This is a genomic window from Streptomyces regalis, from assembly GCF_001509475.1.
Classification (GTDB): Bacteria; Actinomycetota; Actinomycetes; order Streptomycetales; family Streptomycetaceae; genus Streptomyces; species Streptomyces regalis.
Genome location: NZ_LLZG01000371.1, coordinates 1 through 25,014, shown reverse-complemented (window position 1 = coordinate 25,014; position 25,014 = coordinate 1). Strand labels below are relative to the sequence as shown.

The 25,014-nt window shown below is 71.4% G+C and carries 28 protein-coding genes; 21 read left to right on the top strand and 7 right to left on the bottom strand.

The features are described from left to right. The first annotated feature begins 75 nt into the window (after nucleotides 1-75). The 10 genes from hisD to ADL12_RS35375 all read left to right on the top strand — a co-directional run bounded on the left by hisD (nucleotide 76) and on the right by ADL12_RS35375 (nucleotide 7,770). A complete protein-coding gene (hisD, locus tag ADL12_RS35420; protein WP_062710149.1) occupies nucleotides 76-1,401 on the top strand; it encodes a histidinol dehydrogenase in 1,326 nt (441 codons plus the stop codon). After that, on the top strand, nucleotides 1,398-2,510 hold the full coding sequence (locus ADL12_RS35415; protein ID WP_062710146.1) for a histidinol-phosphate transaminase: 1,113 nt from the start codon (nucleotides 1,398-1,400) through the stop codon (nucleotides 2,508-2,510). The genes hisD and ADL12_RS35415 overlap by 4 nt, the downstream gene beginning before the upstream one ends. Further along, nucleotides 2,507-3,100, top strand: a complete 594-nt coding sequence (hisB, locus tag ADL12_RS35410; RefSeq protein ID WP_015661105.1) for an imidazoleglycerol-phosphate dehydratase HisB — start codon at nucleotides 2,507-2,509, stop codon at nucleotides 3,098-3,100. Before ADL12_RS35415 ends, hisB begins: the two co-directional genes overlap by 4 nt. After that, complete coding sequence (locus tag ADL12_RS55155) at nucleotides 3,097-3,261, top strand: hypothetical protein (RefSeq protein ID WP_062710143.1); 165 nt, start codon at nucleotides 3,097-3,099, stop codon at nucleotides 3,259-3,261. Before hisB ends, ADL12_RS55155 begins: the two co-directional genes overlap by 4 nt. Further along, on the top strand, nucleotides 3,261-3,905 hold the full coding sequence (gene hisH, locus ADL12_RS35400) for an imidazole glycerol phosphate synthase subunit HisH (RefSeq protein ID WP_062710138.1): 645 nt from the start codon (nucleotides 3,261-3,263) through the stop codon (nucleotides 3,903-3,905). Before ADL12_RS55155 ends, hisH begins: the two co-directional genes overlap by 1 nt. A gap of 4 nt (nucleotides 3,906-3,909) precedes the next feature. Further along, nucleotides 3,910-4,635, top strand: a complete 726-nt coding sequence (gene priA / locus ADL12_RS35395) for a bifunctional 1-(5-phosphoribosyl)-5-((5-phosphoribosylamino)methylideneamino)imidazole-4-carboxamide isomerase/phosphoribosylanthranilate isomerase PriA (protein ID WP_062710134.1) — start codon at nucleotides 3,910-3,912, stop codon at nucleotides 4,633-4,635. Beyond that, complete coding sequence (locus ADL12_RS35390) at nucleotides 4,632-5,027, top strand: RidA family protein (protein WP_062710132.1); 396 nt, start codon at nucleotides 4,632-4,634, stop codon at nucleotides 5,025-5,027. The genes priA and ADL12_RS35390 overlap by 4 nt, the downstream gene beginning before the upstream one ends. Before the next feature lie 13 nt (nucleotides 5,028-5,040). Next, nucleotides 5,041-5,796 carry an imidazole glycerol phosphate synthase subunit HisF gene (hisF, locus tag ADL12_RS35385; RefSeq protein ID WP_062710129.1) on the top strand — a complete coding sequence of 252 codons (756 nt, stop codon included), beginning with the start codon at nucleotides 5,041-5,043 and terminating at the stop codon, nucleotides 5,794-5,796. A gap of 118 nt (nucleotides 5,797-5,914) precedes the next feature. Beyond that, the gene (locus ADL12_RS35380; RefSeq protein ID WP_062710126.1) at nucleotides 5,915-6,502 is read left to right on the top strand and encodes an ArsR/SmtB family transcription factor; all 588 of its coding nucleotides are present in this window, start codon (nucleotides 5,915-5,917) and stop codon (nucleotides 6,500-6,502) included. 17 nt (nucleotides 6,503-6,519) lie between these two features. After that, nucleotides 6,520-7,770 (top strand): MFS transporter, encoded by a 1,251-nt coding sequence (locus ADL12_RS35375; protein WP_062710124.1) that lies wholly within the window; start codon nucleotides 6,520-6,522, stop codon nucleotides 7,768-7,770. A gap of 4 nt (nucleotides 7,771-7,774) precedes the next feature. On the opposite strand, the gene ADL12_RS35370 is transcribed toward ADL12_RS35375, so the two are convergent. After that, on the bottom strand, nucleotides 7,775-8,410 hold the full coding sequence (locus ADL12_RS35370) for a TIGR03085 family metal-binding protein (protein ID WP_062710121.1): 636 nt from the start codon (nucleotides 8,408-8,410) through the stop codon (nucleotides 7,775-7,777). A gap of 130 nt (nucleotides 8,411-8,540) precedes the next feature. On the opposite strand from ADL12_RS35370, the gene hisI reads away from it, so the two are divergent. From hisI to lgt, 11 genes are all read left to right on the top strand, one after another. Further along, entirely contained in the window at nucleotides 8,541-8,957 is a 417-nt protein-coding gene (gene hisI, locus ADL12_RS35365) for a phosphoribosyl-AMP cyclohydrolase (RefSeq protein WP_062710118.1), read from the top strand. 11 nt (nucleotides 8,958-8,968) lie between these two features. Next, entirely contained in the window at nucleotides 8,969-10,456 is a 1,488-nt protein-coding gene (locus tag ADL12_RS35360; protein WP_062710115.1) for an anthranilate synthase component I, read from the top strand. A gap of 730 nt (nucleotides 10,457-11,186) precedes the next feature. After that, nucleotides 11,187-11,831 (top strand): TIGR02234 family membrane protein, encoded by a 645-nt coding sequence (locus tag ADL12_RS35355; protein ID WP_062710112.1) that lies wholly within the window; start codon nucleotides 11,187-11,189, stop codon nucleotides 11,829-11,831. A gap of 228 nt (nucleotides 11,832-12,059) precedes the next feature. Then, complete coding sequence (locus ADL12_RS35350) at nucleotides 12,060-12,311, top strand: HGxxPAAW family protein (RefSeq protein ID WP_062710110.1); 252 nt, start codon at nucleotides 12,060-12,062, stop codon at nucleotides 12,309-12,311. 82 nt (nucleotides 12,312-12,393) lie between these two features. Further along, nucleotides 12,394-12,834 (top strand): DUF2752 domain-containing protein, encoded by a 441-nt coding sequence (locus ADL12_RS35345; RefSeq protein ID WP_062710107.1) that lies wholly within the window; start codon nucleotides 12,394-12,396, stop codon nucleotides 12,832-12,834. A gap of 135 nt (nucleotides 12,835-12,969) precedes the next feature. Further along, nucleotides 12,970-13,779 carry an indole-3-glycerol phosphate synthase TrpC gene (trpC, locus tag ADL12_RS35340; RefSeq protein WP_062710104.1) on the top strand — a complete coding sequence of 270 codons (810 nt, stop codon included), beginning with the start codon at nucleotides 12,970-12,972 and terminating at the stop codon, nucleotides 13,777-13,779. Between the two features lie 22 nt (nucleotides 13,780-13,801). Next, complete coding sequence (trpM, locus tag ADL12_RS58635) at nucleotides 13,802-13,975, top strand: tryptophan biosynthesis modulator TrpM (RefSeq protein ID WP_107120106.1); 174 nt, start codon at nucleotides 13,802-13,804, stop codon at nucleotides 13,973-13,975. 135 nt (nucleotides 13,976-14,110) lie between these two features. Further along, nucleotides 14,111-15,403, top strand: a complete 1,293-nt coding sequence (gene trpB, locus ADL12_RS35335) for a tryptophan synthase subunit beta (protein WP_062710101.1) — start codon at nucleotides 14,111-14,113, stop codon at nucleotides 15,401-15,403. Continuing rightward, complete coding sequence (trpA, locus tag ADL12_RS35330; RefSeq protein ID WP_062710097.1) at nucleotides 15,400-16,218, top strand: tryptophan synthase subunit alpha; 819 nt, start codon at nucleotides 15,400-15,402, stop codon at nucleotides 16,216-16,218. The genes trpB and trpA overlap by 4 nt, the downstream gene beginning before the upstream one ends. Before the next feature lie 131 nt (nucleotides 16,219-16,349). Then, on the top strand, nucleotides 16,350-17,126 hold the full coding sequence (locus tag ADL12_RS35325) for a DsbA family protein (protein WP_062710094.1): 777 nt from the start codon (nucleotides 16,350-16,352) through the stop codon (nucleotides 17,124-17,126). Between the two features lie 102 nt (nucleotides 17,127-17,228). Further along, the gene (lgt, locus tag ADL12_RS35320) at nucleotides 17,229-18,188 is read left to right on the top strand and encodes a prolipoprotein diacylglyceryl transferase (RefSeq protein WP_079052453.1); all 960 of its coding nucleotides are present in this window, start codon (nucleotides 17,229-17,231) and stop codon (nucleotides 18,186-18,188) included. A gap of 90 nt (nucleotides 18,189-18,278) precedes the next feature. Here the strand turns inward: lgt and ADL12_RS35315 are convergent, their stop codons facing one another. The 6 genes from ADL12_RS35315 to ADL12_RS35290 all read right to left on the bottom strand — a co-directional run. Beyond that, nucleotides 18,279-19,097: an HpcH/HpaI aldolase/citrate lyase family protein gene (locus tag ADL12_RS35315; RefSeq protein WP_062710088.1), complete on the bottom strand. Its 819-nt coding sequence runs from the start codon at nucleotides 19,095-19,097 to the stop codon at nucleotides 18,279-18,281. Next, nucleotides 19,094-20,335 (bottom strand): CaiB/BaiF CoA transferase family protein, encoded by a 1,242-nt coding sequence (locus tag ADL12_RS35310; protein ID WP_062710085.1) that lies wholly within the window; start codon nucleotides 20,333-20,335, stop codon nucleotides 19,094-19,096. Before ADL12_RS35310 ends, ADL12_RS35315 begins: the two co-directional genes overlap by 4 nt. Further along, entirely contained in the window at nucleotides 20,332-21,219 is an 888-nt protein-coding gene (locus ADL12_RS35305; RefSeq protein WP_062710082.1) for a ribokinase, read from the bottom strand. Before ADL12_RS35305 ends, ADL12_RS35310 begins: the two co-directional genes overlap by 4 nt. Next, nucleotides 21,216-22,625, bottom strand: a complete 1,410-nt coding sequence (locus ADL12_RS35300; protein ID WP_062710079.1) for an ADP-ribosylglycohydrolase family protein — start codon at nucleotides 22,623-22,625, stop codon at nucleotides 21,216-21,218. The genes ADL12_RS35305 and ADL12_RS35300 overlap by 4 nt, the downstream gene beginning before the upstream one ends. Further along, nucleotides 22,613-23,788 (bottom strand): ADP-ribosylglycohydrolase family protein, encoded by a 1,176-nt coding sequence (locus tag ADL12_RS35295; RefSeq protein WP_062710075.1) that lies wholly within the window; start codon nucleotides 23,786-23,788, stop codon nucleotides 22,613-22,615. Before ADL12_RS35295 ends, ADL12_RS35300 begins: the two co-directional genes overlap by 13 nt. 8 nt (nucleotides 23,789-23,796) lie before the next feature. Next, on the bottom strand, nucleotides 23,797-25,014 hold a 1,218-nt coding region (locus ADL12_RS35290; RefSeq protein ID WP_062710071.1), incomplete at its 5' end, for an ADP-ribosylglycohydrolase family protein.

Sequence of the window (25,014 nt, the reverse complement as noted above, 5' to 3'; positions counted from 1 at the left end):
GGTTCCTGCGGCGCCGCGTATCAGCCATTGGAATGCGCGGACGGCTCGCGACCCGGGTCTGAGAGAATTGAGCCCGTGATCTCCCGAATCGATCTGCGCGGCGACGCCCTTCCCGAGGGCCCCGCCCTGCGCGACCTGCTGCCCCGAGCCGACTTCGACGTATCGACCGCCCTGGAGAAGGTGCGTCCGATCTGCGAGGCCGTGCATCATCGGGGCGACGCGGCGCTGATCGACTTCGCCGAGAAGTTCGACGGGGTCAGGCTCGACCAGGTGCGGGTGCCGGCCGCGGCGCTCACGCGCGCGTTGGAGGAGCTCGACCCGGCCGTGCGCGCGGCCCTGGAGGAGTCCATCCGGCGCGCGCGTCTCGTCCACCGCGAACAGCGCCGTACGACGCACACCACCCAGGTCGTGCCCGGCGGCTCGGTCACCGAGAAGTGGGTGCCGGTCGACCGGGTCGGGCTGTACGCGCCCGGCGGGCGGGCCGTCTACCCGTCCTCCGTGATCATGAACGTCGTCCCGGCCCAGGAGGCCGGCGTCGAGTCCCTCGCCCTCGCCTCCCCGGCGCAGGCCGACTTCGGCGGCCTCCCGCACCCGACGATCCTCGCCGCGTGCGCGCTGCTCGGCGTCGACGAGGTGTACGCCGCCGGCGGCGCCACGGCCGTCGCGATGTTCGCGTACGGCACCGAGTCCTGCGCGCCCACCAACATGGTCACCGGCCCCGGCAACATCTGGGTCGCCGCCGCCAAGCGCTACTTCACGGGCAAGATCGGCATCGACGCCGAGGCGGGCCCGACCGAGATCGCGATCCTGGCCGACTCCACCGCCGACCCGGTGCACGTCGCCTCCGACCTGATCAGCCAGGCCGAGCACGACCCGCTCGCCGCCGCCGTCCTCGTCACCGACTCCGTCGAGCTCGCGGACGCGGTGGAGAAGGAGCTGGAGCCGCAGGTCGCGGCCAGCAAGCACATCGACGACCGGATCGTCCCGGCCCTCAAGGGCAAGCAGTCCGCGATCGTCCTCGTCGACGGCATCGACGAGGGCCTGCGGGTCGTCGACGCGTACGGCGCCGAGCACCTGGAGATCCAGACCGCCGACGCGGCCGCCGTGGCCGACCGGGTGCGCAACGCCGGCGCGATCTTCATCGGCCCCTGGGCACCGGTCTCGCTCGGCGACTACGCCGCAGGGTCCAACCACGTGCTGCCGACCGGCGGCTGCGCCTGCCACTCCTCCGGGCTGTCCGTGCAGTCCTTCCTCCGGGGCATCCACATCGTCGACTACACGAAGGACGCGCTGGCCGACGTCGCGCATCACGTGGTCACGCTGGCGGAGGCGGAGGACCTGCCCGCGCACGGCGCGGCGATCAAGGCGAGGTTCGGTTGGAAGGTGCCCGAGAGCAAGTGAGCGACGTGAGGATCGACGATCTCCCCGTACGGGACGAGCTGCGCGGAAAGTCCCCCTACGGCGCGCCCCAGTTGGACGTCCCCGTACGGCTGAACACCAACGAGAACCCCTACCCGCTGCCCGAGCCGCTGGTCGAGCGCATCGCCGAGCGCGTCCGCGAGGCGGCCCGCAACCTCAACCGCTACCCCGACCGGGACGCGGTCGAGCTGCGCACCCAGCTCGCCAAGTACCTGACGGACACGTCCGGTCACGAGGTGGGCCTCGCGAACGTCTGGGCGGCCAACGGCTCCAACGAGGTCATCCAGCAGCTGCTGCAGACCTTCGGCGGACCGGGCCGTACGGCGATCGGCTTCGAGCCGTCGTACTCGATGCACGGGCTCATCTCGCGCGGCACCGGCACGGGCTGGATCTCCGGTCCCCGCAACGAGGACTTCACGATCGACCTCGTGGCCGCCGAGAAGGCGATCGCCGAGAACCGGCCGGACGTCGTGTTCATCACCACGCCCAACAACCCCACGGGCAACGCGGTTCCGCCCGAGACGGTCCTCGCGCTGTACGAGGCAGCGCAGGCGGCCAAGCCGTCGATGGTCGTGGTCGACGAGGCGTACATCGAGTTCAGCCACGGCGACTCGCTGCTGCCGCTGCTCGAAGGTCGGCCGAATCTCGTCGTCTCCCGGACGATGTCGAAGGCCTTCGGCGCGGCCGGCCTGCGCCTCGGCTATCTCGCCGCGCACCCGGCCGTGGTGGACGCCGTCCAGCTCGTACGGCTGCCGTACCACCTGTCGGCCGTCACCCAGGCGACCGCCCTGGCCGCCCTGGAGCACACCGACACGCTGCTCAAGTACGTCGAGCAGCTGAAGTCGGAGCGGGACCGGCTGGTGAGCGAGTTGCGGGCGGCCGGATACGCGGTCGTGGAGTCCGACGCGAACTTCGTGCAGTTCGGGTTGTTCGAGGACTCCCACACCGCCTGGCAGAAGATCCTCGACCGGGGTGTGCTGGTCCGGGACAACGGCATTCCGGGGTGGCTGCGGGTCAGTGCCGGAACCCCGCAGGAGAACGACGCGTTCCTCGACGCGGTACGTGAACTGAAGAAGGAGCAGAGCGCATGAACCGCGTAGGACGCGTGGAGCGAGTCACCAAGGAGACCTCGGTGCTCGTCGAGATCGATCTCGACGGCAGTGGCAAGGTCGATGTGTCGACCGGCGTCGGTTTCTACGACCACATGCTCGACCAGCTCGGCCGGCACGGTCTGTTCGACCTGACCGTGAAGACCGAGGGTGACCTGCACATCGACTCGCACCACACCATCGAGGACACCGCCCTCGCGCTGGGCGCCGCCTTCAAGCAGGCGCTCGGCGACAAGGTGGGGATTTATCGATTCGGCAACTGCACGGTCCCGCTGGACGAGTCCCTCGCCCAGGTCACCGTCGACCTGTCCGGCCGCCCCTACCTCGTGCACACCGAGCCCGAGAACATGGCGCCGATGATCGGCGAGTACGACACCACGATGACCCGGCACATCCTGGAGTCCTTCGTCGCCCAGGCCCAGATCGCGCTGCACGTGCACGTGCCGTACGGGCGCAACGCCCACCACATCGTGGAGTGCCAGTTCAAGGCGCTGGCCCGGGCCCTGCGGTACGCCTCCGAGCGCGACCCGCGCGCGGCCGGCATCCTGCCCTCCACGAAGGGCGCGCTGTGAACGGCCTGTCCACGGTCCTGATCGTCGTGGGTCTCTTCCTCGTCGGCGGGATCATCTCCTTCGCCAAGCAGCAGATGCCGAGGAGCCTCATCGTGCTGCTGTCGATCGGCGCCGCGATGTGTCTCGTCGCGGGCATCCTGAGGCTGGAGGTGTGGAACTGATGAGCACCGTCTCGAAGAAGGTCGTGGTCTTCGACTACGGCTTCGGCAACGTCCGCTCCGCCGAACGCGCCCTCGCGCGCGCGGGAGCCGATGTCGAGATCACGCGTGACTTCGACAAGGCCATGAACGCCGACGGCCTGCTGGTGCCCGGCGTCGGTGCCTTCGCGGCCTGCATGCAGGGTCTGACGGAGGCGCGCGGCGACTGGGTCGTCGAGCGGCGGCTGGCCGGCGGGCGCCCGGTGATGGGCATCTGCGTCGGCATGCAGATCCTCTTCGCGCGGGGCATCGAGCACGGCGTCGAGACCGAGGGCCTCGGCGAGTGGCCCGGCTCGGTCGAGCCGCTGCAGGCCGACATCGTGCCCCACATGGGCTGGAACACCGTGGACGTGGCGGCCGGCACCGAGCTGTTCGCCGGTCTGGACGCGGACGCGCGCTTCTACTTCGTGCACTCCTACGCGGTCCACGACTGGGCCCTGGAGGTGCACAACCCGCTGATGCAGGCTCCCAAGGTCACCTGGTCGACGCATGGCAAGCCCTTCGTGGCCGCCGTGGAGAACGGCGCCCTGTGGGCCACGCAGTTCCACCCCGAGAAGTCCGGCGACGCCGGAGCGCAGCTGCTCACCAACTGGATCGGAACCCTGTAGAGACATGGCCAAGCTCGAACTCCTCCCCGCCGTCGACGTCCGCGACGGCCAGGCCGTCCGCCTCGTGCACGGCGAGTCCGGCACGGAGACGTCGTACGGCTCCCCCCTGGAGGCCGCCCTCGCCTGGCAGCGGTCCGGCGCCGAGTGGCTGCACCTGGTCGACCTGGACGCCGCCTTCGGCACCGGCGACAACCGTGAGCTGATCGCCGAGGTCGCGAAGGCGATGGACATCAAGGTGGAGCTGTCCGGCGGCATCCGCGACGACGCCTCCCTGGCCGCCGCGCTCGCCACCGGCTGCACGCGCGTGAACCTCGGTACGGCCGCCCTGGAGACCCCCGAGTGGGTCGCCAAGGTCATCGCCGAGCACGGCGACAAGATCGCCGTCGGCCTCGACGTACGCGGCACGACCCTGCGCGGCCGCGGCTGGACCCGCGACGGCGGCGACCTCTACGAGACCCTGGAGCGCCTCAACAGCGAGGGCTGCGCCCGCTACGTCGTCACGGACATCGCCAAGGACGGCACGCTCCAGGGCCCGAACCTGGAGCTGCTGAAGAACGTCTGCGCGGCGACGGACCGCCCGGTGGTCGCCTCCGGCGGTGTCTCGTCCCTGGACGACCTGCGGGCCATCGCCGAGCTGGTGCCGCTCGGTGTCGAGGGCTCCATCGTCGGGAAGGCCCTGTACGCGAAGGCGTTCACCCTGGAAGAGGCCTTGGAGGCTGTGTCGTCATGACGTCCGATGCCGTGCGGCGCGTGCAGAGCGGAAGTCCCTGGGAAGAGTCCTTCGGTTTCGCACGTGCCGTCGCGGCGGGGGACCGCGTCCTGGTGGGGGGTACGACCTCCTTCAAGGGCGACATCCTGTACGGCGAGGGCGACCCGTACGAGCAGGCCAAGGTGGCCTTCACCAGCGCGGTGGAGGCACTCGGCGAGTTCGGACTCGGCGTCGAGTCCGTGATCCGTACCAGGATGTACCTGACCCACGCGCGGGACGTGGACGCCGTGGGCCGGGCCCACAAGGAGTTCTTCGACACGGTGCGCCCGGTCACGACGTTGCTCGTCGTGGAGGGTTTCGTGGACTCGCGCATCCTGGTCGAAGTGGAAATAGAAGCATTCAGAGGACGTTAGAGGAGCCGGTTTCATGACCCTGGCGGTCCGAGTCATCCCCTGCCTGGACGTGGACAACGGCCGGGTCGTCAAGGGCGTCAACTTCCAGAACCTGCGCGACGCGGGCGACCCCGTCGAAATGGCCAAGGTGTACGACGCCGAGGGCGCCGACGAGCTGACGTTCCTGGACATCACCGCTTCGTCGGGCAACCGCGAGACCACGTACGACGTGGTGCGCCGGACCGCCGAGCAGGTGTTCATCCCGCTGACGGTCGGCGGCGGCGTCCGCACGGCCGAGGACGTGGACAAGCTGCTGCGGGCCGGTGCCGACAAGGTGGGCGTGAACACCGCCGCGATCGCCCGCCCGGACCTGATCCGCGAGATCGCCGAGCGCTTCGGGCGGCAGGTGCTGGTGCTGTCGGTGGACGCGCGGCGCACTCCGGAGGGCACCTTCGAGGTCACCACCCACGGCGGCCGCAAGGGCACCGGCATCGACGCCGTCGAGTGGGCGCACCGGGCCGCCGAGCTGGGCGCGGGCGAGATCCTGCTCAACTCGATGGACGCGGACGGCACCAAAGACGGCTACGACATCGAGATGATCGAGGCGGTGCGCAAGCACGTGACCGTCCCCGTCATCGCCTCCGGCGGCGCCGGCAAGCTCGCCGACTTCGCGCCGGCCGTCGAGGCGGGCGCGGACGCGGTGCTCGCGGCGTCGGTGTTCCACTTCGGGGATCTGCGGATCGGCGAGGTGAAGCAGGCGTTGCGGGAGGCGGGCCACCGGGTCCGCTGAGGAGGAGCCCGAGCCGAGCCCCGGTCGAACAGGCCGGGGCTTTCTCATGTGCAGATACGAAAGAGAAGTTGCGCAAAATATATTGCGCAAGTTTTCTTTCGTATCTACGGTGGGGGTCATGGCAAGCAAGGAGAACCGCCAGATCACCGACCTGGGCACGCTCAAAGCCCTGGCGCACCCGCTGCGCATGAAGCTCTACCGCCTGCTGTTCGTGGCCGAGGCGGCGACCGCCTCGCAGCTCGCCGAGCAGGTGGACGAAGCCGTGTCCCTGGTCAGTTACCACCTGCGCAAGCTCGCCGAGCACGGCCTCGTCGAGGAGGCCGAACCGCGCAGCGGCGACGCCCGGGAGCGCTGGTGGCAGCCGGCCTCGCAGGGCGTCACCGTCCGCGACAAGGACTTCCAGGGCGCCCCCGAGAAGGTGGCCGCCCACCTCGCGGCGTCGCGGCTCTTCCAGGAACAGCGCTCCGAGATGTACCGCACCTACCTCGACGAGCGCGCCCACTGGGGCCCGGAGTGGAGCGCGGCCGCATACGACTCCGAGTCGCTGCTGCGACTCACGGCCGGCGAACTGGCCGAGCTGAAGAAGGACCTGCACGACGTGCTCAAGAGGTACGACGAGCAGGGGCGCGCCCGTGAGGCCGCCGGCGAGACCGAAGGGCGCGAGAACGTCGCCCTGCACCTGTACGGCTTCCCGTTCCGCGTCTGAGAGAGGAAACCCCTACCGTGACCGCCACGCTCATAGCCGCGACCGACGTCGTCGACAGACCCGCCCACCGCGACCCCAACGTCCTGCGCTGGCTCGCCGCCTACACCTCCTCCATGATCGGCGACAGCGTCTACTACATCGCCCTGTCCTGGGCGGCCGTCCAGGCCGGTTCGCCGTCCCAGGCCGGAGTGGTCATGGCGGTGAGCGCCCTGCCGCGGGCCCTGCTGATGCTGGGCGGGGGAGTGATCGCCGACCGGCTCGGGCCGCGCAGGGTCGTCATCGGCAGCGACGCGGTGCGGTGCGCGGCCGTCCTCGCGGTGGCGGGGCTGCTGTTCTTCACCACCCCGGGCCTGTGGCCGCTGGCCGCGCTCGCCCTGGTCTTCGGCACCGTCGACGCCGTGTTCATGCCGGCCGTGGGCGCGCTCCCCGCGCGCGTGACGACACGCGACCAGCTCGCGCGCGTGCAGGGCATGCGGGGCCTCGGGATCCGTTTCGCCAGCGTCGTCGGCGGTCCGCTCGGCGGTCTCGGGGTCGCGGTCGGGGGCGCGGCGGCCGCGTTCGGCCTCGCCGGGCTGCTCATCGCGGTGTCGGTGCCGCTGCTGGTCTCCGTGCGGGTGCGGGAGCTGCCCGCCGACGACAAGGCGGCCGCACAGGGCGGCACCGCCTGGCGCGACCTGCTGGCCGGCCTCGACTACATCCGCCGCCACCGGGTGCTCGCTCCGCTGATGCTGGCCATCGCCCTCGGCGACCTCGGCTTCGTCGGCCCGCTCAACGTCGGCCTCACTCTGCTCGCCGACGAGCGGGGCTGGGGTGCCTCCGGAATGGGCTGGGTACTCGCCGGTTTCGGCGTCGGCGCGGGCGCCGCGTCCCTGCTGCTGACCATGCGCGGACGCCTGCCGCACGCCGGGCAGGTGGCGGGGTACGCGATCCTCGCCGGGTCGGTCGCGATCGGCGCCCTCGCCTTCGTGCCCGGCGTGGCCGCGGCCGTCGGGGTCGCCCTGCTCATCGGGCTGCTCGCCGGGCTCAGCGGCGCCATGTGCGGCGCCCTGCTGCAGACCCAGGCCGACGCCGCCTACCTGGGCCGGGTCACCGCCGTCTCCGGGCTGGTCAGCCTCGGTTTCGCGCCGCTCAGCATGCCCCTGTCCGCCGCCGCCATCGGTGCCTGGGGCACCGGCCCGGTCTTCGTGGTCAGCGCGGCGGTGTGCGGGCTGGGCGGAGTGATCGCCCTGTGCGTGCCCGGCCTGCGCCGCGCCGAACTCCCGAAGTGACCTCTCAGATCCCCAGTTGCTTGCCCTCGTGCAGCTTCGAGATCGCGTCCTTGTCGCCGTCCAGTTCGACCTTGGCGGCGCTCTGACGGCCGTAGGAGAACAGCAGCAGCTCCGACGGCTCGCCGGTCACCGTGACGACCGGCGTGCCCCGGTGGGCGACCGCCGTCTGGCCGTCGGGGCGGCGCAGCACCAGGCCCGTGGGGGCGCCGCGGCCCATCAGGCGGGCGGAGCGCTCCAGACGGGACCAGAGGGCGTCCTGGAAGACCGGGTCGAGTTCTCGCGGCGTCCAGTCCGGCTGGGCGCGGCGGATGTCCTCCGTGTGGACGTAGAACTCGACCGTGTTCGACAACTCGTCGATCTGCTTGAGCTGGAACGGCGAGAAGCGCGGCGGGCCGGTGCGGATGAGCTGGATCAGCTCCTCGTACGGCTTCGCCGCGAACTCCTCCATCGCCCTGTCCAGGCGTGGCGCGAGCTGCTTGAGCAGAATGCCGGCGGCAGCGTCGGGGCGGCGCTCACGCACCACCACGTGCGCGGCGAGATCACGGGTCGTCCAGCCCTCGCAGAGAGTGGGGGCGTCCGGGCCCTCGGCCTCCAAGAGGTCGGCCAGAAGAAGTCGTTCACGCTTGGCGAAGGTCGACATGCAGTCAGCCTACGACCACGTAACTGGTCCGCCCACCCGTCGCCCGGCCACCGCCCCTCATCGTGGCGCTGCGCGCCGCCCTATCCATCCAATGGACATGGGGCCGTCACTGTCAGTGGCAGGCGGCACAATGGCAGGCATGACCACGAGCACGCCCCGTCAGCCCAGTCGGCTGGACCCCGAGATCGCCGCGCGCCTCAAGCGCAGCGCGGACGGGCTCCTGCCCGCCATCGCCCAGCAGTACGACACCGGAGAGGTGCTGATGCTCGGCTGGATGGACGACGAGGCGTTGCATCGCACGCTCACCACCGGCCGCTGCACCTACTGGTCGCGCAGCCGCCGGGAGTACTGGGTCAAGGGCGACACCTCGGGCCACTTCCAGTGGGTCAAGTCCGTGGCCCTGGACTGCGACGCCGACACCGTGCTCGTCAAGGTCGACCAGGTCGGCGCCGCCTGCCACACCGGCGCGCGTACCTGCTTCGACGTGGATGTGCTGCTCAAGGAAGCCGAGGGCGCCGATTCCGGCGTACCGGCAACGGATCAGTAAGGTCAGCCGCCATGGACCTCGAGACGTTCCGCAAGCTGGCCACCGACCGCCGCGTCATTCCGGTCACCCGCAAGCTCCTCGCCGACGGCGACACCCCGGTCGCGCTCTACCGCAAGCTGGCCGCCGAGCGCTCCGGCACCTTCCTGCTGGAGTCCGCGGAGAACGGCCGTTCCTGGTCCCGCTATTCGTTCGTGGGCGTACGCTCCGCGGCGACCCTCACCGAGCGGGACGGCCAGGCCCACTGGCTCGGCGCCCAGCCCGTCGGCCTCCCCGCCGAGGGCGACCCGCTCGCCGCCCTGCGCGCCACCATCGAAGCCCTGCACACCCCGCGCGACCTCGCCCACGACCTGAACCTGCCGCCCTTCACCGGCGGCATGGTCGGCTACCTCGGCTACGACATCGTGCGCCGCCTGGAGAAGATCGGCCCCGGCGAGCGGGACGACCTCAAGCTGCCCGAACTGACCATGCTGCTCACCAGTGACCTCGCCGTCATGGACCACTGGGAGGGCTCGGTCCTGCTGATCGCCAACGCGATCAACCACAACGACCTCGACACCGGCGTCGACGAGGCCTACGCGGACGCGGTCGCCCGCCTCGACGCCATGCAGGCCGACCTGTCGCGCCCGGTCGCCCAGCCGCCCGCCGTCCTGCCGCCCTCCGAACTCCCGGAGTACACCGCGCTCTGGGGCGGTGAGGACTTCCAGGAGGCCGTGGAGGACATCAAGGAGCGCATCCGGGCCGGCGAGGCCTTCCAGGTGGTCCCCTCCCAGCGCTTCGAAACGCCGTGCACGGCAAGCGCGTTGGACGTCTACCGGGTGCTGCGGGCGACCAATCCCTCCCCGTACATGTACCTGTTCCGCTTCGACGGCTTCGACGTCGTCGGCTCCTCGCCGGAAGCCCTGGTGAAGGTCGAGGACGGGCAGGCCATGGTCCACCCCATCGCCGGCACCCGCTGGCGCGGCGCCACCCCGCAGGAGGACCAGGCCCTCGCCGACGAACTCCTCGCCGACCCCAAGGAGCGCGCCGAGCACCTCATGCTGGTCGACCTCGGCCGCAACGACCTGGGGCGAGTCTGCGAGCCGGGTTCGGTCGAGGTCGTCGACTTCATGTCCATCGAGCGGTACTCCCACGTGATGCACATCGTCTCGACGGTGACAGGACGCGTGGCACCCGGCCGCACGGCCTTCGACGTCCTGACGGCCTGCTTCCCGGCCGGCACCCTCTCCGGCGCCCCCAAGCCCCGCGCGATGCAGATCATCGACGAACTCGAGCCGTCCCGCCGCGGGTTGTACGGCGGCTGCGTCGGCTACCTCGACTTCGCGGGCGACTCCGACACCGCCATCGCGATCCGCACGGCCCTGCTGCGCGACGGCACGGCGTTCGTCCAGGCGGGCGCGGGCATCGTCGCCGACTCGGACCCGGTCGCCGAGGACACCGAGTGCCGGAACAAGGCGGCGGCAGTACTGCGCGCGGTGCACACGGCGAACCGACTCACGTGAACCCGGGCGGCCCGGTGCGGGATCCGAGCCGGCGGCCGTGCGGGACCGGCGGTGGCGGTCGGGTGCGAATCCCGGGATCGGTGGTGGCGGCCGCGTGTGAAGCCGCGTGCGCGTCGTGCGGGGCCCTGGGGGCTGCCGTGCGTCCCTGAAGGCAGTCGTGTGGGATCCGCTGTGGCGGTCGGGGTGAACCCCGGGCGTAACCCCGGGCGCCTCCGTGCGGGATTCGTGGTGGTGGCCGCGTGTGAGCCCGCGTGCCCGTTGTGCGGAGCCCTGGTAGCTGCCATGTGTCGCCGGTGGCGGCCGTACGTGAACCCCGGTGGCGGCCGCGTGTCCGGTCGGCACCCTGCCTGTCCGTGTGTCCCGGGTGGCGGCCGTACGGGAAGCCGTGTGCCCGTCGGGCGGTGCTCTGGTGCCTGCCGTGTGTCCCGGGAGACGGTCGCGTGGGATGCGCGGTGGCGGTCGGGGTGTGAACCCTGTGGCGTCCGTGCGGGGATTCGTGATGGTGGCCGTGTGTAAGCCCGCATGTCCCTCGTGCGGAGCACCCTGGTAGCTGCCGTGTGTCCCCGGTGGTGGCCGTACATGAAGCTGCGTGCGCGTCGTGCGGGGCCCTGGTGCCTGTCGTGGGTCCCGGTGGCGGTCGTGTGGGATGCGCGTGGCGGGTGGGTGTGAAGCGCCAGGTGGGTCTCTCATATGAACCCCGGGTGACTGATCGTTCGGGGTTCGGGTGATAGTGGAGTACGTGACTGCCGTACCGCACCCCCGTTCCGAAGCCCCCGGTTCCGCCCGGGCCGGCCGTATGAGTCTCGCCGTTGCCCTGCTGTGCGGCGCGCTCGGCGCGGCCGTGGCGCTGCTTGCCACCCGGCAGCGCTGGTCGGAGGGCACCGTGACGGTGGCCGGCGGCCCGTACCCGCTGATCGCCAAGGGCAGCGACGTCACGGGCGTCCCCGCGGCCCTGGCCATAGTGGGGCTCGCCGCGCTCGTCGCCGTCTTCGCCGTCCGCCGGGCCGGCCGCTTCATGGTTGCCGCCCTGCTCGCGCTCTCCGGCGCCGGCACCGTCGCCGCGGCCGTGCTCGGCGCCTCCGACAGCTCCGCGCTCGACGAGAAGGCCGCGCAGGCCTCCGGCGACACCTCGGCCACCGTCCAGGCCCTCACCCACACCGCCTGGCCGTACGTCGCGGCCATCGGCGGGGCCCTGATCCTGCTCGCCGGGCTCCTGGCCCTGCGCTACGGCCGGCTGTGGCCCGGGATGTCCGGCCGCTACGAGCGCGGCGGCACGCCCCGGCCGCGTCGCAAGGCCCCGGCGGCGGCCGACCCCGACCGGCCCGAGGAGCTCTGGAAGGCCCTCGACCGGGGCGAGGACCCGACCGGCGCGTAGCGCTCCGCTTGGAGGCCGGGATCAAATGTGCGGGCCGGTGGGGGCTGGGCGCGCCCGCGCGGCGGCAGCCGCACATCGGACAGAGCCCCGCGCCCCTTAGGGCGTTGCAGTCCCCGGCGTGACCCGTGAGGGCTACCCCCGATCACCTCATGGTCACGCGTGCGGGACAATGACAGCGAGCGTCCGCTCAACCACGTACAACACGTACACAGCAACGAGGAGCAAGCAATGGCGGGCAGCAGCCACGGTCACACCCCGGCCGCCTGGACCGGTGTCACGATCGCCTTCATCGGTTTCTGCGTCTCGGGCGCCTTCATGGTGATGGCCCAGCCCGCGGGCTTCTGGGCCGGCATGGGCGTCGTGGTTCTCGGCGGCGTCGTCGGCTGGATCATGAGCGCGATGGGCATGGGCCAGCCGAAGGACGCTCACAAGGCGCTGCTCATGACGCAGGAGCGCGAGACGGCGGCCGTCGAAGGCTGAGCAGTCGTACGACTTCGTGGAGGGGCGACCCGGTACCGATGCGGTGCCAGGGGGCGCCCCTCACGCGCGTTCGGAGGGCACAATGCAACACGTGAACGCCGACAACCCGATGCCGACCCGGTCCGGTGCCGTGCTGGGGCGTCTGGCCGGACCGGCAGGAGTGCTCGCGGCCGTCGGCGGGGCCTTCGCGTACGTCGGCACCGTGGACCCGAACGAGCCCGGCCACTACCCCGCCTGCCCGCTCCTGCAGTACACCGGCATCTACTGCCCTGGCTGCGGCGGACTCCGCAGCGCGCACGCGGTCGTCCACGGGGACCTCCTGGCGGCGCTCCAGGACAACGCGCTCGCCGTGGTGGGCTATGCGCTCTTCGCCGTGGTGTGGACCGTCTGGGTGGTCCGTGCGGCGCGCGGGCGGCCGCTCAGGATCGATCCCGGACCAGTGCAGCTGTGGGCCGCGGGCGCGTTGCTGCTGGTCTTCACGGTTGTCCGGAACCTGCCCTTCGGTGGCTGGCTGCACCCTTGATCAACTGGGGAACGCCCAGGTAGTGGGACCGGCGTCAACCGGATGCGAGGCCTACGCCCTCCTCCGGATACCATCGCAGTGACCATAGGTTTTGAACCGCTTTCACAACCGACCGTTTGGAAGGGGGCCGCTCGCGTGAGTGTGCTCGACGAGATCATCGACGGAGTCCGTGCCGACCTCGCGGAGCGGCAGGCGCGCGTCAGCCTCGACGAGCTCAAGGAGCGCGCGGCGAAGGCTCCCGCGGCCAAGGACGGCGTGGCCGCCCTCCGCGGCGACGGCGTCAAGGTCATCTGTGAGGTCAAGCGCTCCAGCCCCTCCAAGGGCGCGCTGGCCGCGATCGCCGACCCGGCCGGGCTCGCCGCGGACTACGAGGCGGGCGGCGCGGCCGTCATCTCCGTCCTGACGGAACAGCGGCGCTTCGGCGGCTCCCTGGCCGACCTGGAGGCGGTCCGCGCGCGCGTGGACATCCCGGTCCTGCGCAAGGACTTCATCGTCACGTCGTACCAGCTGTGGGAGGCACGGGCCTACGGCGCCGACCTCGTGCTGCTGATCGTCGCCGCCCTGGACCAGTCGGCGCTGGAGTCGCTGATCGAGCGTGCCGTGTCCATCGGCCTGACCCCGCTGGTCGAGGTGCACGACGAGGACGAGGTCGAGCGTGCCGTGGACGCGGGCGCGAAGATCATCGGCGTCAACGCGCGGAACCTGAAGACCCTGGAGGTCGACCGCGGGACGTTCGAGCGCATCGCGCCCGAGATCCCCGCCGGCCTCGTCAAGGTCGCCGAGTCCGGCGTCCGGGGCCCGCACGACCTCATCGCGTACGCCAACGCCGGCGCCGACGCGGTCCTGGTCGGCGAGTCCCTGGTCACGGGCAAGGACCCGAAGACAGCGGTCGCCGACCTGGTGGCGGCGGGCGAGCACCCCGCACTGCGGCACGGCCGAAGCTGATCACCCGCTAGGCTTGACCCCGATGACTCTCCCGATCACCCTGACGACCCGGGACCCGTACGCCCGCCTCGCGCGCGGCTGCCGGCCCCGAGGCTGCCGCGCGCCTGCGCGCCGGGTGCACGGGCGGAGGGTCCGCTACGTCATCGGTGACGAACCCGGACAGGTAAACGGCCGTCGATGGCAGCGCGCCCCCTAGGGGCGCGGGACTGTGCCCGATATGCGGCTCTGCCGCGTGGGCGCGACAAGCCACAGCCGGCCGGTAGCCGACTGACAAAGCCCCGCCCCCACGGCGATTAGTGCACTCAACGCAAACTCACCGTGAGGTTTCCGCATGCCCAGCGAGTTCTTCATCCCTGACCCCGAGGGTCAGATCCCGAGCGCCGAAGGCTACTTCGGCGCGTTCGGCGGCAAGTTCATCCCGGAGGCCCTCGTAGCCGCCGTGGACGAGGTGGCCGTCGAGTACGACAAGGCCAAGCACGACCCCGAGTTCGCCCGTGAGCTCGACGACCTGCTGGTCAACTACACCGGCCGCCCGTCGGCGCTCACCGAGGTCCCCCGTTTCGCCGCGGAAGCGGGTGGCTGCCGCGTGTTCCTCAAGCGCGAGGACCTCAACCACACCGGCTCCCACAAGATCAACAACGTGCTCGGCCAGGCCCTGCTCACCAAGCGCATGGGCAAGACCCGCGTCATCGCCGAGACCGGCGCCGGCCAGCACGGCGTAGCGACGGCGACGGCCTGCGCGCTGTTCGGCCTCGACTGCACGATCTACATGGGCGAGATCGACACCAAGCGCCAGGCCCTCAACGTGGCCCGGATGCGCATGCTCGGCGCCGAGGTCATCGCCGTGAAGTCGGGCTCGCGCACCCTCAAGGACGCCATCAACGAGGCGTTCCGCGACTGGGTCGCCAACGTCGACCACACCCACTACCTCTTCGGTACGGTCGCCGGCCCGCACCCCTTCCCCGCCATGGTCCGCGACTTCCACCGCGTGATCGGCATCGAGGCGCGCCGCCAGCTCCTGGAGCGCGCCGGCCGCCTCCCCGACGCCGCCGTCGCCTGCGTCGGCGGCGGCTCCAACGCCATCGGTCTCTTCCACGCCTTCATCCCCGACACGGACGTACGCCTCATCGGCTGCGAGCCCGCCGGGCACGGCGTCGAGACCGGTGAGCACGCGGCCACGCTGACCGCCGGCGAGCCCGGCATCCTGCACGGCTCCCGCTCCTACGTCCTGCAGGACGAGGAGGGCCAGATCACCGAGCCGTACTCGATCTCGGCCGGCCTGGACTACCCCGGCATCGGCCCCGAGCACTCCTACCTCAAGGACAGCGGCCGCGCCGAGTACCGCGCCGTCACCGACGACGCGGCGATGCAGGCGCTGCGCCTGCTGTCGCAGACCGAGGGCATCATTCCGGCCATCGAGAGCGCCCACGCCCTCGCCGGTGCCCTGGAGGTCGGCAAGGAGCTGGGCAAGGACGGGCTGATCGTGGTCAACCTGTCCGGGCGCGGCGACAAGGACATGGACACGGCCGCCCGTTACTTCGGCCTGTACGACACCGAGGCCGACGCGACCGTCGCCGCGGACGCCGACAGCGACATCGCGGAGATCGAGGGGGACGCCAAGTGAGCGGGAACATTCAGCTGCTGTCCGACACCCTCGCCGCCGCCAAGGCCGAGGGCCGCTCCGCCCTCATCGCCTACCTCCCGGCCGGATTCCCGACCGTGGACGGCGGCATCGAGGCGATCAAGGCCGCACTCGACGGGGGCGCGGACGTCGCGGAGGTGGGTCTGCCGCACAGTGACCCCGTCCTCGACGGCCCCGTCATCCAGACCGCCGACGACATCGCCCTGCGCGGCGGCGTCAAGATCGCGGACGTCATGCGCACGGTCCGGGAGGCCCACGCGGCCACCGGGAAGCCGATCCTCGTCATGACGTACTGGAACCCCATCGACCGCTACGGCGTCGAGCGCTTCACCGCCGAGCTCGCCGAGGCGGGCGGCGCCGGGTGCATCCTGCCCGACCTGCCCGTTCAGGAGGCGGCGCTGTGGAGGGAGCACGCCGAGAAGCACGGGCTCGCGACGGTCTTCGTCGTGGCGCCCAGCAGCAAGGACGAGCGGCTCGCGCAGATCACCGCGGCGGGCAGCGGCTTTGTCTACGCCGCTTCGCTGATGGGCGTCACGGGCACCCGTGAGTCCGTGGGCGCGCAGGCCCAGGACCTGGTCGAGCGCACCCGGGCCACCGGCACCGACCTGCCCGTCTGCGTCGGCCTCGGCGTCTCCAACGCCGAGCAGGCCGCCGAGGTCGCCGGCTTCGCCGACGGCGTGATCGTCGGCTCGGCCTTCGTCAAGCGGATGCTGGACGCGCCGGACGACGCGGCCGGCGTCGAGGCCGTGCGCACGCTCGCCGGTGATTTGGCGAAGGGCGTGCGCGGGCAGGCGTAGGAGACGTCCTCCAGGCGTCCTGCGGACGTAGGAGACATCTTCAGAAGAAGGTCATTCCGTACGAGTCGCTCGAACGGGTGGACCTGAGGCCGGGGAGGCGCGTTGCGCCTCCCCGGTTCGTTCCTGCGGGTGTGAGCGAAAAGAATCGTGAGGGAAAGCGGACCGCCCGGGAGCGGCTGGCGGTCGAGCGGGAGAAGCAGAAGGCCGCCGACAAGCGGCGCCGTGCGCTGATCGTCGGCGCGAGCGTCGTCTGCGTCCTGGGACTCGCGGCGGTGATCGGAGTCGTCGCGGCGAACGCCGGCAAGGACGACGGCAGTGACTCGGCGGGGCCGGTGGTCGGGCCCTCGGGGGCGCAGGGCAAGGACGGGCTCGCGATCCCGGTGGGCGAGAAGAGCGCCAAGTCGACGCTCACCGTGTGGGAGGACTTCCGCTGCCCGGCCTGCAAGTCCTTCGAGGACGCGTACAGATCGACGATCCACGAGCTGACGGAGTCCGGCAAGCTCAAGGTCGACTACCACCTGGCGACGATCATCGACGGCAACATGGGCGGCACCGGCTCCCGCAACGCCGCCAACGCCGCGGCCTGCGCCCAGGATTCCGGGAAGTTCACGCCGTACCACGACGTGCTGTACCGGAATCAGCCGCAGGAGATCGACGACGCCTTCGCCAAGAACAGCAAGCTGTTCGAGCTCGCGAAGAAGGTCAAGGGCCTGGACACGCCCGCCTTCCGCAAGTGCGTCGAGGACGGCACGCACAACAGCTGGGTCAACAAGTCCAACGAGGCGTTCCAGAAGGGCGGCTTCAGCGGCACGCCGACGGTGCTGCTGAACGACAAGAACATCTACCAGGACCAGACGATGACGCCGACGAAGCTGAAGCAGATGGTGGAGGAGGCCGCCAAGGGCTGAAGCTCCCGCGGCGCAGGGCCTGATCGAGGCGCTGCCCGTTATGGACCCGTAGCCGGGCTGCCTGCCATCGCTGCCGCCCGGCAGGGTAGCGTCGACCTTGCCATGGAACTTGCCTACATTCCCAGCCCGTCGCGCGGAGTGCTGTACCTCGGCCCCATCCCGCTGCGCGGCTACGCCTTCTGCATCATCATCGGTGTCTTCGTAGCCGTCTGGCTCGGCAACAAACGCTGGATCGCCCGGGGCGGGCGGGCCGGCACGGTGGCCGACATCGCGGTCTGGGCCGTGCCCTTCGGCCTCGTCGGCGGACGTCTCTACCACGTGATCACGGACTACGAGCTGTACTTCAGCGAGGGCCGTGACTGGGTGGACGCCTTCAAGATCTGGGAGGGCGGCCTCGGCATCTGGGGCGCGATCGCGCTCGGCGCGCTGGGCGCGTGGATCGGCTGCCGCCGCCGGGGCATCCCGCTGCCCGCCTACGCCGACGCCATCGCCCCCGGGATCGCCTTCGCCCAGGCGCTCGGGCGCTGGGGCAACTGGTTCAACCAAGAGCTGTACGGCCGGCGGACCGACCTCCCGTGGGCCCTGGAGATCACGTCCTCGACGGACGGGCGAGTGCCCGGCACCTACCACCCCACGTTCCTCTACGAGTCCCTGTGGTGCATCGGCGTCGCCCTGCTGGTGATCTGGGCCGACCGCCGCTTCAAGCTGGGGCACGGGCGGGCGTTCGCGCTGTACGTCGCCGCGTACTGCGCGGGCCGCGCGTGGATCGAGTACATGCGTGTCGACGATGCCCACCACATCCTGGGCGTACGGCTGAACGTCTGGACCGCGCTGATCGTGTTCCTGCTGGCGGTGACGTACTTCGTGCTGTCGGCGAAGAAGCGGCCCGGCCGGGAGGCCGTGGTCGAGCCAGGTGCCTCCGGTGATGAAGCCGACGGTGAGGTCGAGGCTTCCGGCGAGGACAAGGCTTCCGACGGTGAGGACCAGGCTTCCGACGGTGAGGCCGAGAACGACGTGAAGGACGACGTCAAGGACGAGGCCGGGTCCACGAAGAAGACGTGAGGCTTGGTTCTACGGTGATGAGGGCGCTCGGAATTGTCCGGGCGCCCTCGTCGTGTGTGGGGCGACAAGAGAAAGCGATAAGAGAAGGGGTCAGCGTCGGCGGGCCAGCGACAGGGTTCTGTGGGCGGCTGTCACCACCGCCGCGTCGATGAAGGTTCCGTCCTGCAGGGCCTGGGCGCCGTGTTCTGTGGCCGCTGCCTTGATGATGGTTTCCGCCTGTTCCAGTTCCTGCTCCGTGGGCAGGTAGGCGCTTTCGATCACCGGGAGCTGGCGGGGGTGAATGGCCGCTCGGCCCAGGAAGCCGAGGGCGCGGCCGTGGGCGCAGGACGCCGCCAGGCCCTCCAGGTCGCGGATGTCCGGGTGGATCGACTGGGCCGGTGGCGGCAGGCCGGCTGCCCTCGCGGCCACGATGACGCGGGAGCGGGACCAGTCGAGGCCGGCGTCGCCTCGGGCGCCCAGGTCGGCCCGTAGGTCCGCCTCGCCCAGGGAGATGCCGCGCAGGGAGGGATGGGCGGAGGCGATCGCGTAGGCGTGTTCGATGCCGACGGCTGTTTCGAGGAGGGCGTACAGCGGGGGTGTCCTGCCGAGGGTCTCCGCGATACGGCTGATCTGCTCGGCCGATGTCACCTTCGGCAGGCGGAGGCCGGAGACGCCCGGCAGGTGTGCCACCGCCCACAGGTCCGCCGGTACCAGTGGACTGTCCAGGGCGTTCACGCGGACGTGGACGGGTACCGGTTGCGGCTGGGAGAGAAGTTCGGCGGTGGCCTCACGGGCGTACGCCTTGCGGTCGGGGGCGACCGCGTCCTCCAGGTCGATCACGACGACGTCCGCTCCGGAGACGAGCGCCTTCGCCACCACCCGGGGCCGGTCGCCCGGCGCGTACAGCCAGGTGAGGGGGCAGGCCGTCACAGGGCGCCCTCCTCGCGCAGGGCCGCCAGTTCGGTGGGGGTCAGGCCCAGATCGGTGAGGATCTCGTCCGTGTCCGCGCCGTGCGGGCGGCCCGGCCAGCGGATCGTGCCGGGGGTGGCGGAGAGGCGGAAGAGGACGTTCTGCATGCGCAGCGGGCCCAGGTCGGGGTCGTCGACGGTGGTGATGGTGTCGAGGGCCGCGTACTGGGGGTCCGTCATCACGTCCCGTACGTCCTGGATCGGGGCCACCGCGGCCTCCGCCTTCTCGAAGGCCGCGAGGACGTCGGCGCGGGTGTGGCGGGCGATCCAGTCGCCGACCGCGCGGTCGAGGACGTCGGCGTGGCGGGCCCGGTCGGCGCCTGTCGCGAACCATGGTTCGTCGATCAGCTCGGGGCGCCCCACCAGGTGCATCACCCGCTCGGCGATCGACTGGGCGGAGGTGGAGACGGCGACCCAGCCTCCGTCCGCGGTGCGGTAGGTGTTGCGCGGGGCGTTGTTGGCGGAGCGGTTGCCGGTGCGTTCCTGGACGTAGCCCAGTTGGTCGTACCAGGTCGGCTGGGGGCCGAGGGCCATCAGCATCGGCTCGATGAGCGCCATGTCGACGACCTGGCCCTCGCCGGTGCGGTCGCGGGCTGCCAGTGCCGTCAGCACCGCGTACGCGGTCGCGAGGCCGGCGATCGAGTCGGCCAGGCCGAAGGGTGGGAGCGTCGGGGGTGCGTCCGGTTCGCCGGTGAGCGCGGCGAAGCCGCTCATCGCCTCGGCGAGGGTGCCGAAGCCGGGGCGGTGGGCGTAGGGGCCGAACTGGCCGAAGCCGGTGATGCGGGTGAGGACCAGGCGGGGGTTGGCGGCGGAGAGTTCGGGCCAGCCGAGGTCCCATTTCTCCAGGGTGCCCGGGCGGAAGTTCTCGATGACGACGTCCGCGGTCGCGGCCAGGCGGAGGAGCGTGGCGCGGCCGCCGGGCTTGGAGAGGTTCAGGGTGATCGTGCGCTTGTTGCGGCCCAGGACCTTCCACCACAGGCCCACGCCGTCCTTCGACGGGCCGTGGCCGCGGGAGGGGTCCGGCTTCTCGGGGTGCTCGACCTTGATGACCTCCGCGCCGAAGTCGCCGAGCATCGTGGCGGCGAGAGGGCCGGCGAAGAGGGTGGCGAGATCGAGGACGCGCAGACCGGTCAGGGGAGGGGCAGCGGCGGTACGGAGAGGGGCAGGGGCGGTACGGGGCTGGGTGCCGGGCGCGTTCACGAGGCGAACCGCACGTCGATCTCGGGGCGGTACGGCATCGACGCCGAGGCGCCCTCCCGCTGCACCGACAGTGCCGCGGCCTCCGCCGCCCACGCCAGGGCCTCCCGCATCGGCCGTCCCTCGCCGAGTTCCCCCACTCTCGGCTTCGCTCGAGCGGGGGTACCCCCATCCGCGAGGGCGTCGACGAAGGTGTCGCCGGCGTCGGTGGAGTCGACGGCGGTGACCTTCGGCGCCGGGACGGTCACGGGGTCTGCGCCGCGGGTGGCGTACAGGCTGCCGGTCGCGCCCAGGGTGACGACGGCCTCGGGGACCTGGTCGAGCAGCGCGATGGCCGCCTCGCGGGGTTCGGTGCGGCCGGTGAGGGTGGTGGCCTCGTGTTCGTTGGGGACCAACAGGTCGATGGTGGCGAGGAGTTCGCGGGGGAGCGGCTGGGCGGGCGCGGGGGTGAGGATCGTACGGACGCCGTGGCGGTGGGTCGCCTGGGCGTCGGCGAGGACGGCGGCCAGCGGGATCTCCAGCTGGAGCAGCAGCGTGTCGGCGGAGGCGATGACGCCCTCGTCGCCGGGGCTCAGGTGGTCCGGTGTGCCGTTCGCGCCGGGGATCACGACGATCGCGTTGCCGCCTTCGTCGTCCACGACGATGGGCGCGGTGCCGGACGGGCCCTCGGCCGTGCGCAGGCGGGTGCCGTAGGCGTCGTTGCCGACGGCGCCGATCATCATGACGGTGCCGCCCGCGCGGGCCGCCGCGATCGCCTGGTTGGCGCCCTTGCCGCCGGGGATCGTACGGAACTCCCGGCCCGTCACGGTCTCGCCGCGCTGCGGGGCCTTTTCGACGTCGGTGACGAGGTCCATGTTCGTGCTGCCGAGCACGACGATGTCGGTCATGGGCGAGTGGCCTCCAAGGGGGTGAGGGAGTGAGGGAGGTCGTGGGCGAGTACGTAGGTGAGTTGGGCCAGGGCGTCGAAGCCGGTGCCGTTGAAGTCGGCGACGGAGGTGGCGAGGCGGTTCTTGAGAGGGGCCGTCCAGCGGTCGGGGAGGGCGGCGGGGGTGCCGGTGAGGAGGGCGGCGATGCTGCCCGTCGTCGCGCCGTTGGAATCGGTGTCCCAACCTCCTGATACGGCACGGCAGATGGAGCCGGTGAAGTCGCCGTTGGCGTGGGTGAGGGCGGCGGTGATCAGGGCTGTGTTGGGGATGGCGTGGACCCAGTGGTGGGTGGGGGAGTAGGTGGCGTGGAGTGCGTCGACGATCCTGTCGAAATCGTCGTGGGTCTGCGCCAGTTGGATGGCGTGGTGGATGGCCTGGGACAGGCGGGAGTCCGGGGGGATCACCGTCAGGCCGGTGTTCAGACAGGTGTGGATGGCGTGGGGGCCGGTCGCTGTGGCTGCCTGTGCGATGACTGCCGCCGTGAACATCGCCGCGTAGACGCCGTTGGCGGTGTGGGTGAGGGTGGCGTCGCGGTGGGCCTGTTCGGCTGCGGCGGCCGGGTTGCCGGGGTTGGTCCAGCCGTGGACGTCCGCGCGGATGTGGGCGCCGATCCATTCGCGGAAGGGGTTGCGGTGGCGGGCCGTGTGCGGGGGTTCGATGCCGAGGAGGAGGTTGCGGTGGGCGATGCGTTCGGCTGTGAAGGTGCGGCCGGGTGGGAGTTCGTCCAGCCAGAGGTGGGCTACGTCCGTGGTGGTGAAGGTTTGGCCGTGGCGGCTGAGCAGGAGGAGGTTGAGGAGGGGGTAGTTGAGGTCGTCGTCCTCGGGCATGCCGTCGATGTTTTCGGCGAGGGAGGTGGTGGCCGAGCGGCGGTTCCAGGGGTGGGCGGTGAGGAGGTCCTCGGGGACGCCGCGAGCGGTGAAGTAGCTGGTCAGGGGCCAGTTGCCGGTGGCTTTGGCGAGTTGGCGGATGGCTTCCAGGGGGAGCTTTTCCACGGGTTTGCCGAGGAGGCAGCCGACGGCTCGGCCCAGCCAGGCGGCTTCGTAGCGGGTGGGTGCAGGGGGCGGTGTGGAGGTGCGGGAATCGCTCGGCCAGTTCGGGCACAGGGACTTGATCTTCTCCAGGTCCGTCGGCTCGTCCTCCTCCAACCTGCTGGGCAGGTCGGCGAGTTCGTCCAGCAAGTCCTCTGCCAGGGTCCGCAGATACCTCGACGCCGGCTCCGTCGACGCCCCGGCCCGCAGCGGAGCCTCCCTGCCGCCGGCCGCCTGCCACCTCTCCGCGACCCTCGACGGTTCCCGGCCGTCCAGGGCCGCCTGTCGCAGCTCATGGCCGATCAGGTCCTCCGGCTGGACCCAGGTCAGTCGGAGCATCCTCGGCCCTCCAGTTCCGTGAAGGCCGCTTCGTGGGCTCGGCGTCGGTATACGTCCCGGGCGTGGATCTCCCTCGTGACCTCGGTGAGGGTGCGGGGCGGTTCCCAGAGGTCCAGGCGGCTCGCCTCCGCCACCGTCTTCGACCAGTCCTCCGGGACCGGTGAGCCCAGGGCGCCGGCCAGGGCTCCCGCCATCGTGGCGATCGAGTCGCAGTCGCGGCCGTAGTTCACCGCGCCCAGGACCGCTTGGCGGTAGTCGCCGTTCGCCACGACCAACATGCCGAGTGCGATGGGGAGTTCCTCGATCGCGTGCAGGCGGGAGGGGCGGCGGGCGCCGAGGGAAGGCTGTCGGTAGTCGGGGCCCACCGTGTCGTACGGGGTGACCGCCTCCCGGAGCGGGGTCAGGGCCGACTCGAAGTCCGTGTAGTGGCTCGCCGCTTCGCAGACCTTCTCGATCGCCGCCCTCGTGCCGTCCTTCGCCGGCGTCAGGCAGGCCGTGACGATCGAGTCCGGTGTCGCCCCGGGAGCGCACGCCGCGGCCACCGCCGCCGCGAAGACGCCCGCCGCCTCGCGGCCGTACGACGACTGGTGGGCGCCCGCGATGTCCAGGGCCTCGGTGTACGCGGCTCGGGGGTCGGCCGCGTTGACCAGGCCGACCGGGGCCATGTACATCGCGGCACCGCAGTTGACGATGTTGCCGACGCCGGCTTCTCGTGGGTCCACGTGGCCGTAGTGGAGGCGCGCCACCAGCCACTTCTCCGCCAGGAAGATCCGGTGGAGGGGGAGGGCCTCCGACTCCAGTTCCGGGATCCAGCGCGGGGTCGTCATCAGGTCCGGGACCAGGTGGTCGGCGATCGCGTACGCGTCGAGGTGATCGCAGACCCGCGCATAGACCCGGATCAGCGCGTGCGTCATCAACGTGTCGTCGGTGACGTGCCCGTCGCCCTTGTGGTACGGCGCGAGGGGGCGGGCGGTGCGCCACGCGTCGCCGTTCCAGGGGCCGACGATTCCGTGGACGCGGCCGCCGTGGCGCTGAAGGATCTGGTCGGGGGAGTAACCCTCCACCGGCCCGCCGAGGGCGTCGCCGACCGCCGCGCCGACCAGGGCGCCGGTGATCCGCTCGTCGAGACGCGGTCCACTGCTTTCTTCTGCTTTGGGCGTCATGCCCCGAATCATCCTCCTGGTCGGGCCGGTTGCGTGGCTTCCAGGAGTTCGGCGAGTTCCACCAGGTCGGTGCCGGTGAGCCGGGGGAGTACGCAGCCGGAGAGGGTGCGGCAGGTGTCGCGCCAGGACGCCGGGATCGCCGTACCGCCGCCGAGTGCGCCGGTCAGGGCGCCGGCCAGGGCCGGTGCCGAGTCCGCGACCCGGGAGAGGCACGCGGCGGCGGGGACCGCCTCGGCGATACGGCCTTCTGCCGCGACCGCGAGGGCCAGGGCGACCGGGACCGTTTCGGCGGCGGCGATGCCGTAGCTGTAGACGTGGTCGACGATTTGATGTTCGAGGAGGGGGATGAGCGCGAAGGCGCTGTCCGCGGCCTGCGCGAGCTTCAGTGCGTGGCGGGCGTTGCGGCCGATCTCCGTCTCCTCGGGGAGCTCGGTGAGTGCGGCTCTCACGCAGGCCTCGGTGCTCGCGCCGGTCAGGGCCAGGGCGAGGGCCGCCGCCATCGCCCGCGCGCCGTGCACGCCGTCGCCGTCCTGGGTGTAGCGGGCGTCGAACTCGGCGAGGTCGGCGGCGCCTTTGGGGTCGCCGGGGTGGGCGACGGCGAGGACGCAGGCCCTTACACAGGCGGCGTCATCGAAGTAGTGCGGGTTGTCGTGGCCCGTGGCGGGTGGGCGCAGGCCGGTCGCGAGGTTGCCGAGGCCGGCGCGGACGGAGATGCGGGCGCGCAGGGGGAGGATGGCCGACTCGACCTCGGGGGCGCGGTCCGCCGCGGCGGCGACTTCGTCGGCCACGGCGGTCCAGGTCAGGTCGATCGCGGTTCGGGTGCGGCGTTCTCGGCTCAGGTCGCCGAGGGCGGAGTCGTCTCCGGCGCGGAGTACGGCCTCTGCGGCGAAGGCAGCCCATTCCGCGTCGTCGGAGGGGCCCAGGCGGAGGGGTTCGGGGGGTTGGTTGAGGGCGATGGGGACGGGGAGGGTGGTGGTTGCGTTCTGCTCGGCGAAGGTGTCCAGTTCGCGGGTGAGGCGGCGGGTCCAGTCGGGCATGCGGGCGGCTCTGTGGCGGGCGGCGGGCCAGCCGGCGGCGTCGCCTGCGGCCAGGCCGAGCAGGAGGCCGAGGATGCGGTTGCCCCCCGGGGGGCGCGGCGTGCCGGCCTCGGCTTCGCCTTCGGCCAGGTGTTTCCCACCCGCACCACCGGTGCGGCTTTCGTCGTCGGGGGCGGGTGGCCCCTGTGG

Excerpts from the sequence above, each read along its gene's own strand:
- hisF (WP_062710129.1), top strand. The coding sequence starts at position 5,041 with ATGACCCTGGCGGTCCGAGTCATCCCCTGCCTGGACGTGGACAACGGC.
- ADL12_RS35370 (WP_062710121.1), bottom strand. The coding sequence starts at position 8,410 with ATGTCGACCTTCGCCAAGCGTGAACGACTTCTTCTGGCCGACCTCTTG.
- ADL12_RS35345 (WP_062710107.1), top strand. The coding sequence starts at position 12,394 with ATGCAACACGTGAACGCCGACAACCCGATGCCGACCCGGTCCGGTGCC.
- ADL12_RS35350 (WP_062710110.1), top strand. The coding sequence starts at position 12,060 with ATGGCGGGCAGCAGCCACGGTCACACCCCGGCCGCCTGGACCGGTGTC.
- trpM (WP_107120106.1), top strand. The coding sequence starts at position 13,802 with ATGACTCTCCCGATCACCCTGACGACCCGGGACCCGTACGCCCGCCTC.
- ADL12_RS35380 (WP_062710126.1), top strand. The coding sequence starts at position 5,915 with ATGGCAAGCAAGGAGAACCGCCAGATCACCGACCTGGGCACGCTCAAA.
- hisB (WP_015661105.1), top strand. The coding sequence starts at position 2,507 with ATGAACCGCGTAGGACGCGTGGAGCGAGTCACCAAGGAGACCTCGGTG.
- ADL12_RS35360 (WP_062710115.1), top strand. The coding sequence starts at position 8,969 with ATGGACCTCGAGACGTTCCGCAAGCTGGCCACCGACCGCCGCGTCATT.
- hisH (WP_062710138.1), top strand. The coding sequence starts at position 3,261 with ATGAGCACCGTCTCGAAGAAGGTCGTGGTCTTCGACTACGGCTTCGGC.
- hisI (WP_062710118.1), top strand. The coding sequence starts at position 8,541 with ATGGCAGGCATGACCACGAGCACGCCCCGTCAGCCCAGTCGGCTGGAC.
- trpB (WP_062710101.1), top strand. The coding sequence starts at position 14,111 with ATGCCCAGCGAGTTCTTCATCCCTGACCCCGAGGGTCAGATCCCGAGC.
- ADL12_RS35390 (WP_062710132.1), top strand. The coding sequence starts at position 4,632 with ATGACGTCCGATGCCGTGCGGCGCGTGCAGAGCGGAAGTCCCTGGGAA.
- ADL12_RS35305 (WP_062710082.1), bottom strand. The coding sequence starts at position 21,219 with ATGACCGACATCGTCGTGCTCGGCAGCACGAACATGGACCTCGTCACC.
- lgt (WP_079052453.1), top strand. The coding sequence starts at position 17,229 with ATGGAACTTGCCTACATTCCCAGCCCGTCGCGCGGAGTGCTGTACCTC.
- ADL12_RS35295 (WP_062710075.1), bottom strand. The coding sequence starts at position 23,788 with ATGACGCCCAAAGCAGAAGAAAGCAGTGGACCGCGTCTCGACGAGCGG.
- priA (WP_062710134.1), top strand. The coding sequence starts at position 3,910 with ATGGCCAAGCTCGAACTCCTCCCCGCCGTCGACGTCCGCGACGGCCAG.
- ADL12_RS35300 (WP_062710079.1), bottom strand. The coding sequence starts at position 22,625 with ATGCTCCGACTGACCTGGGTCCAGCCGGAGGACCTGATCGGCCATGAG.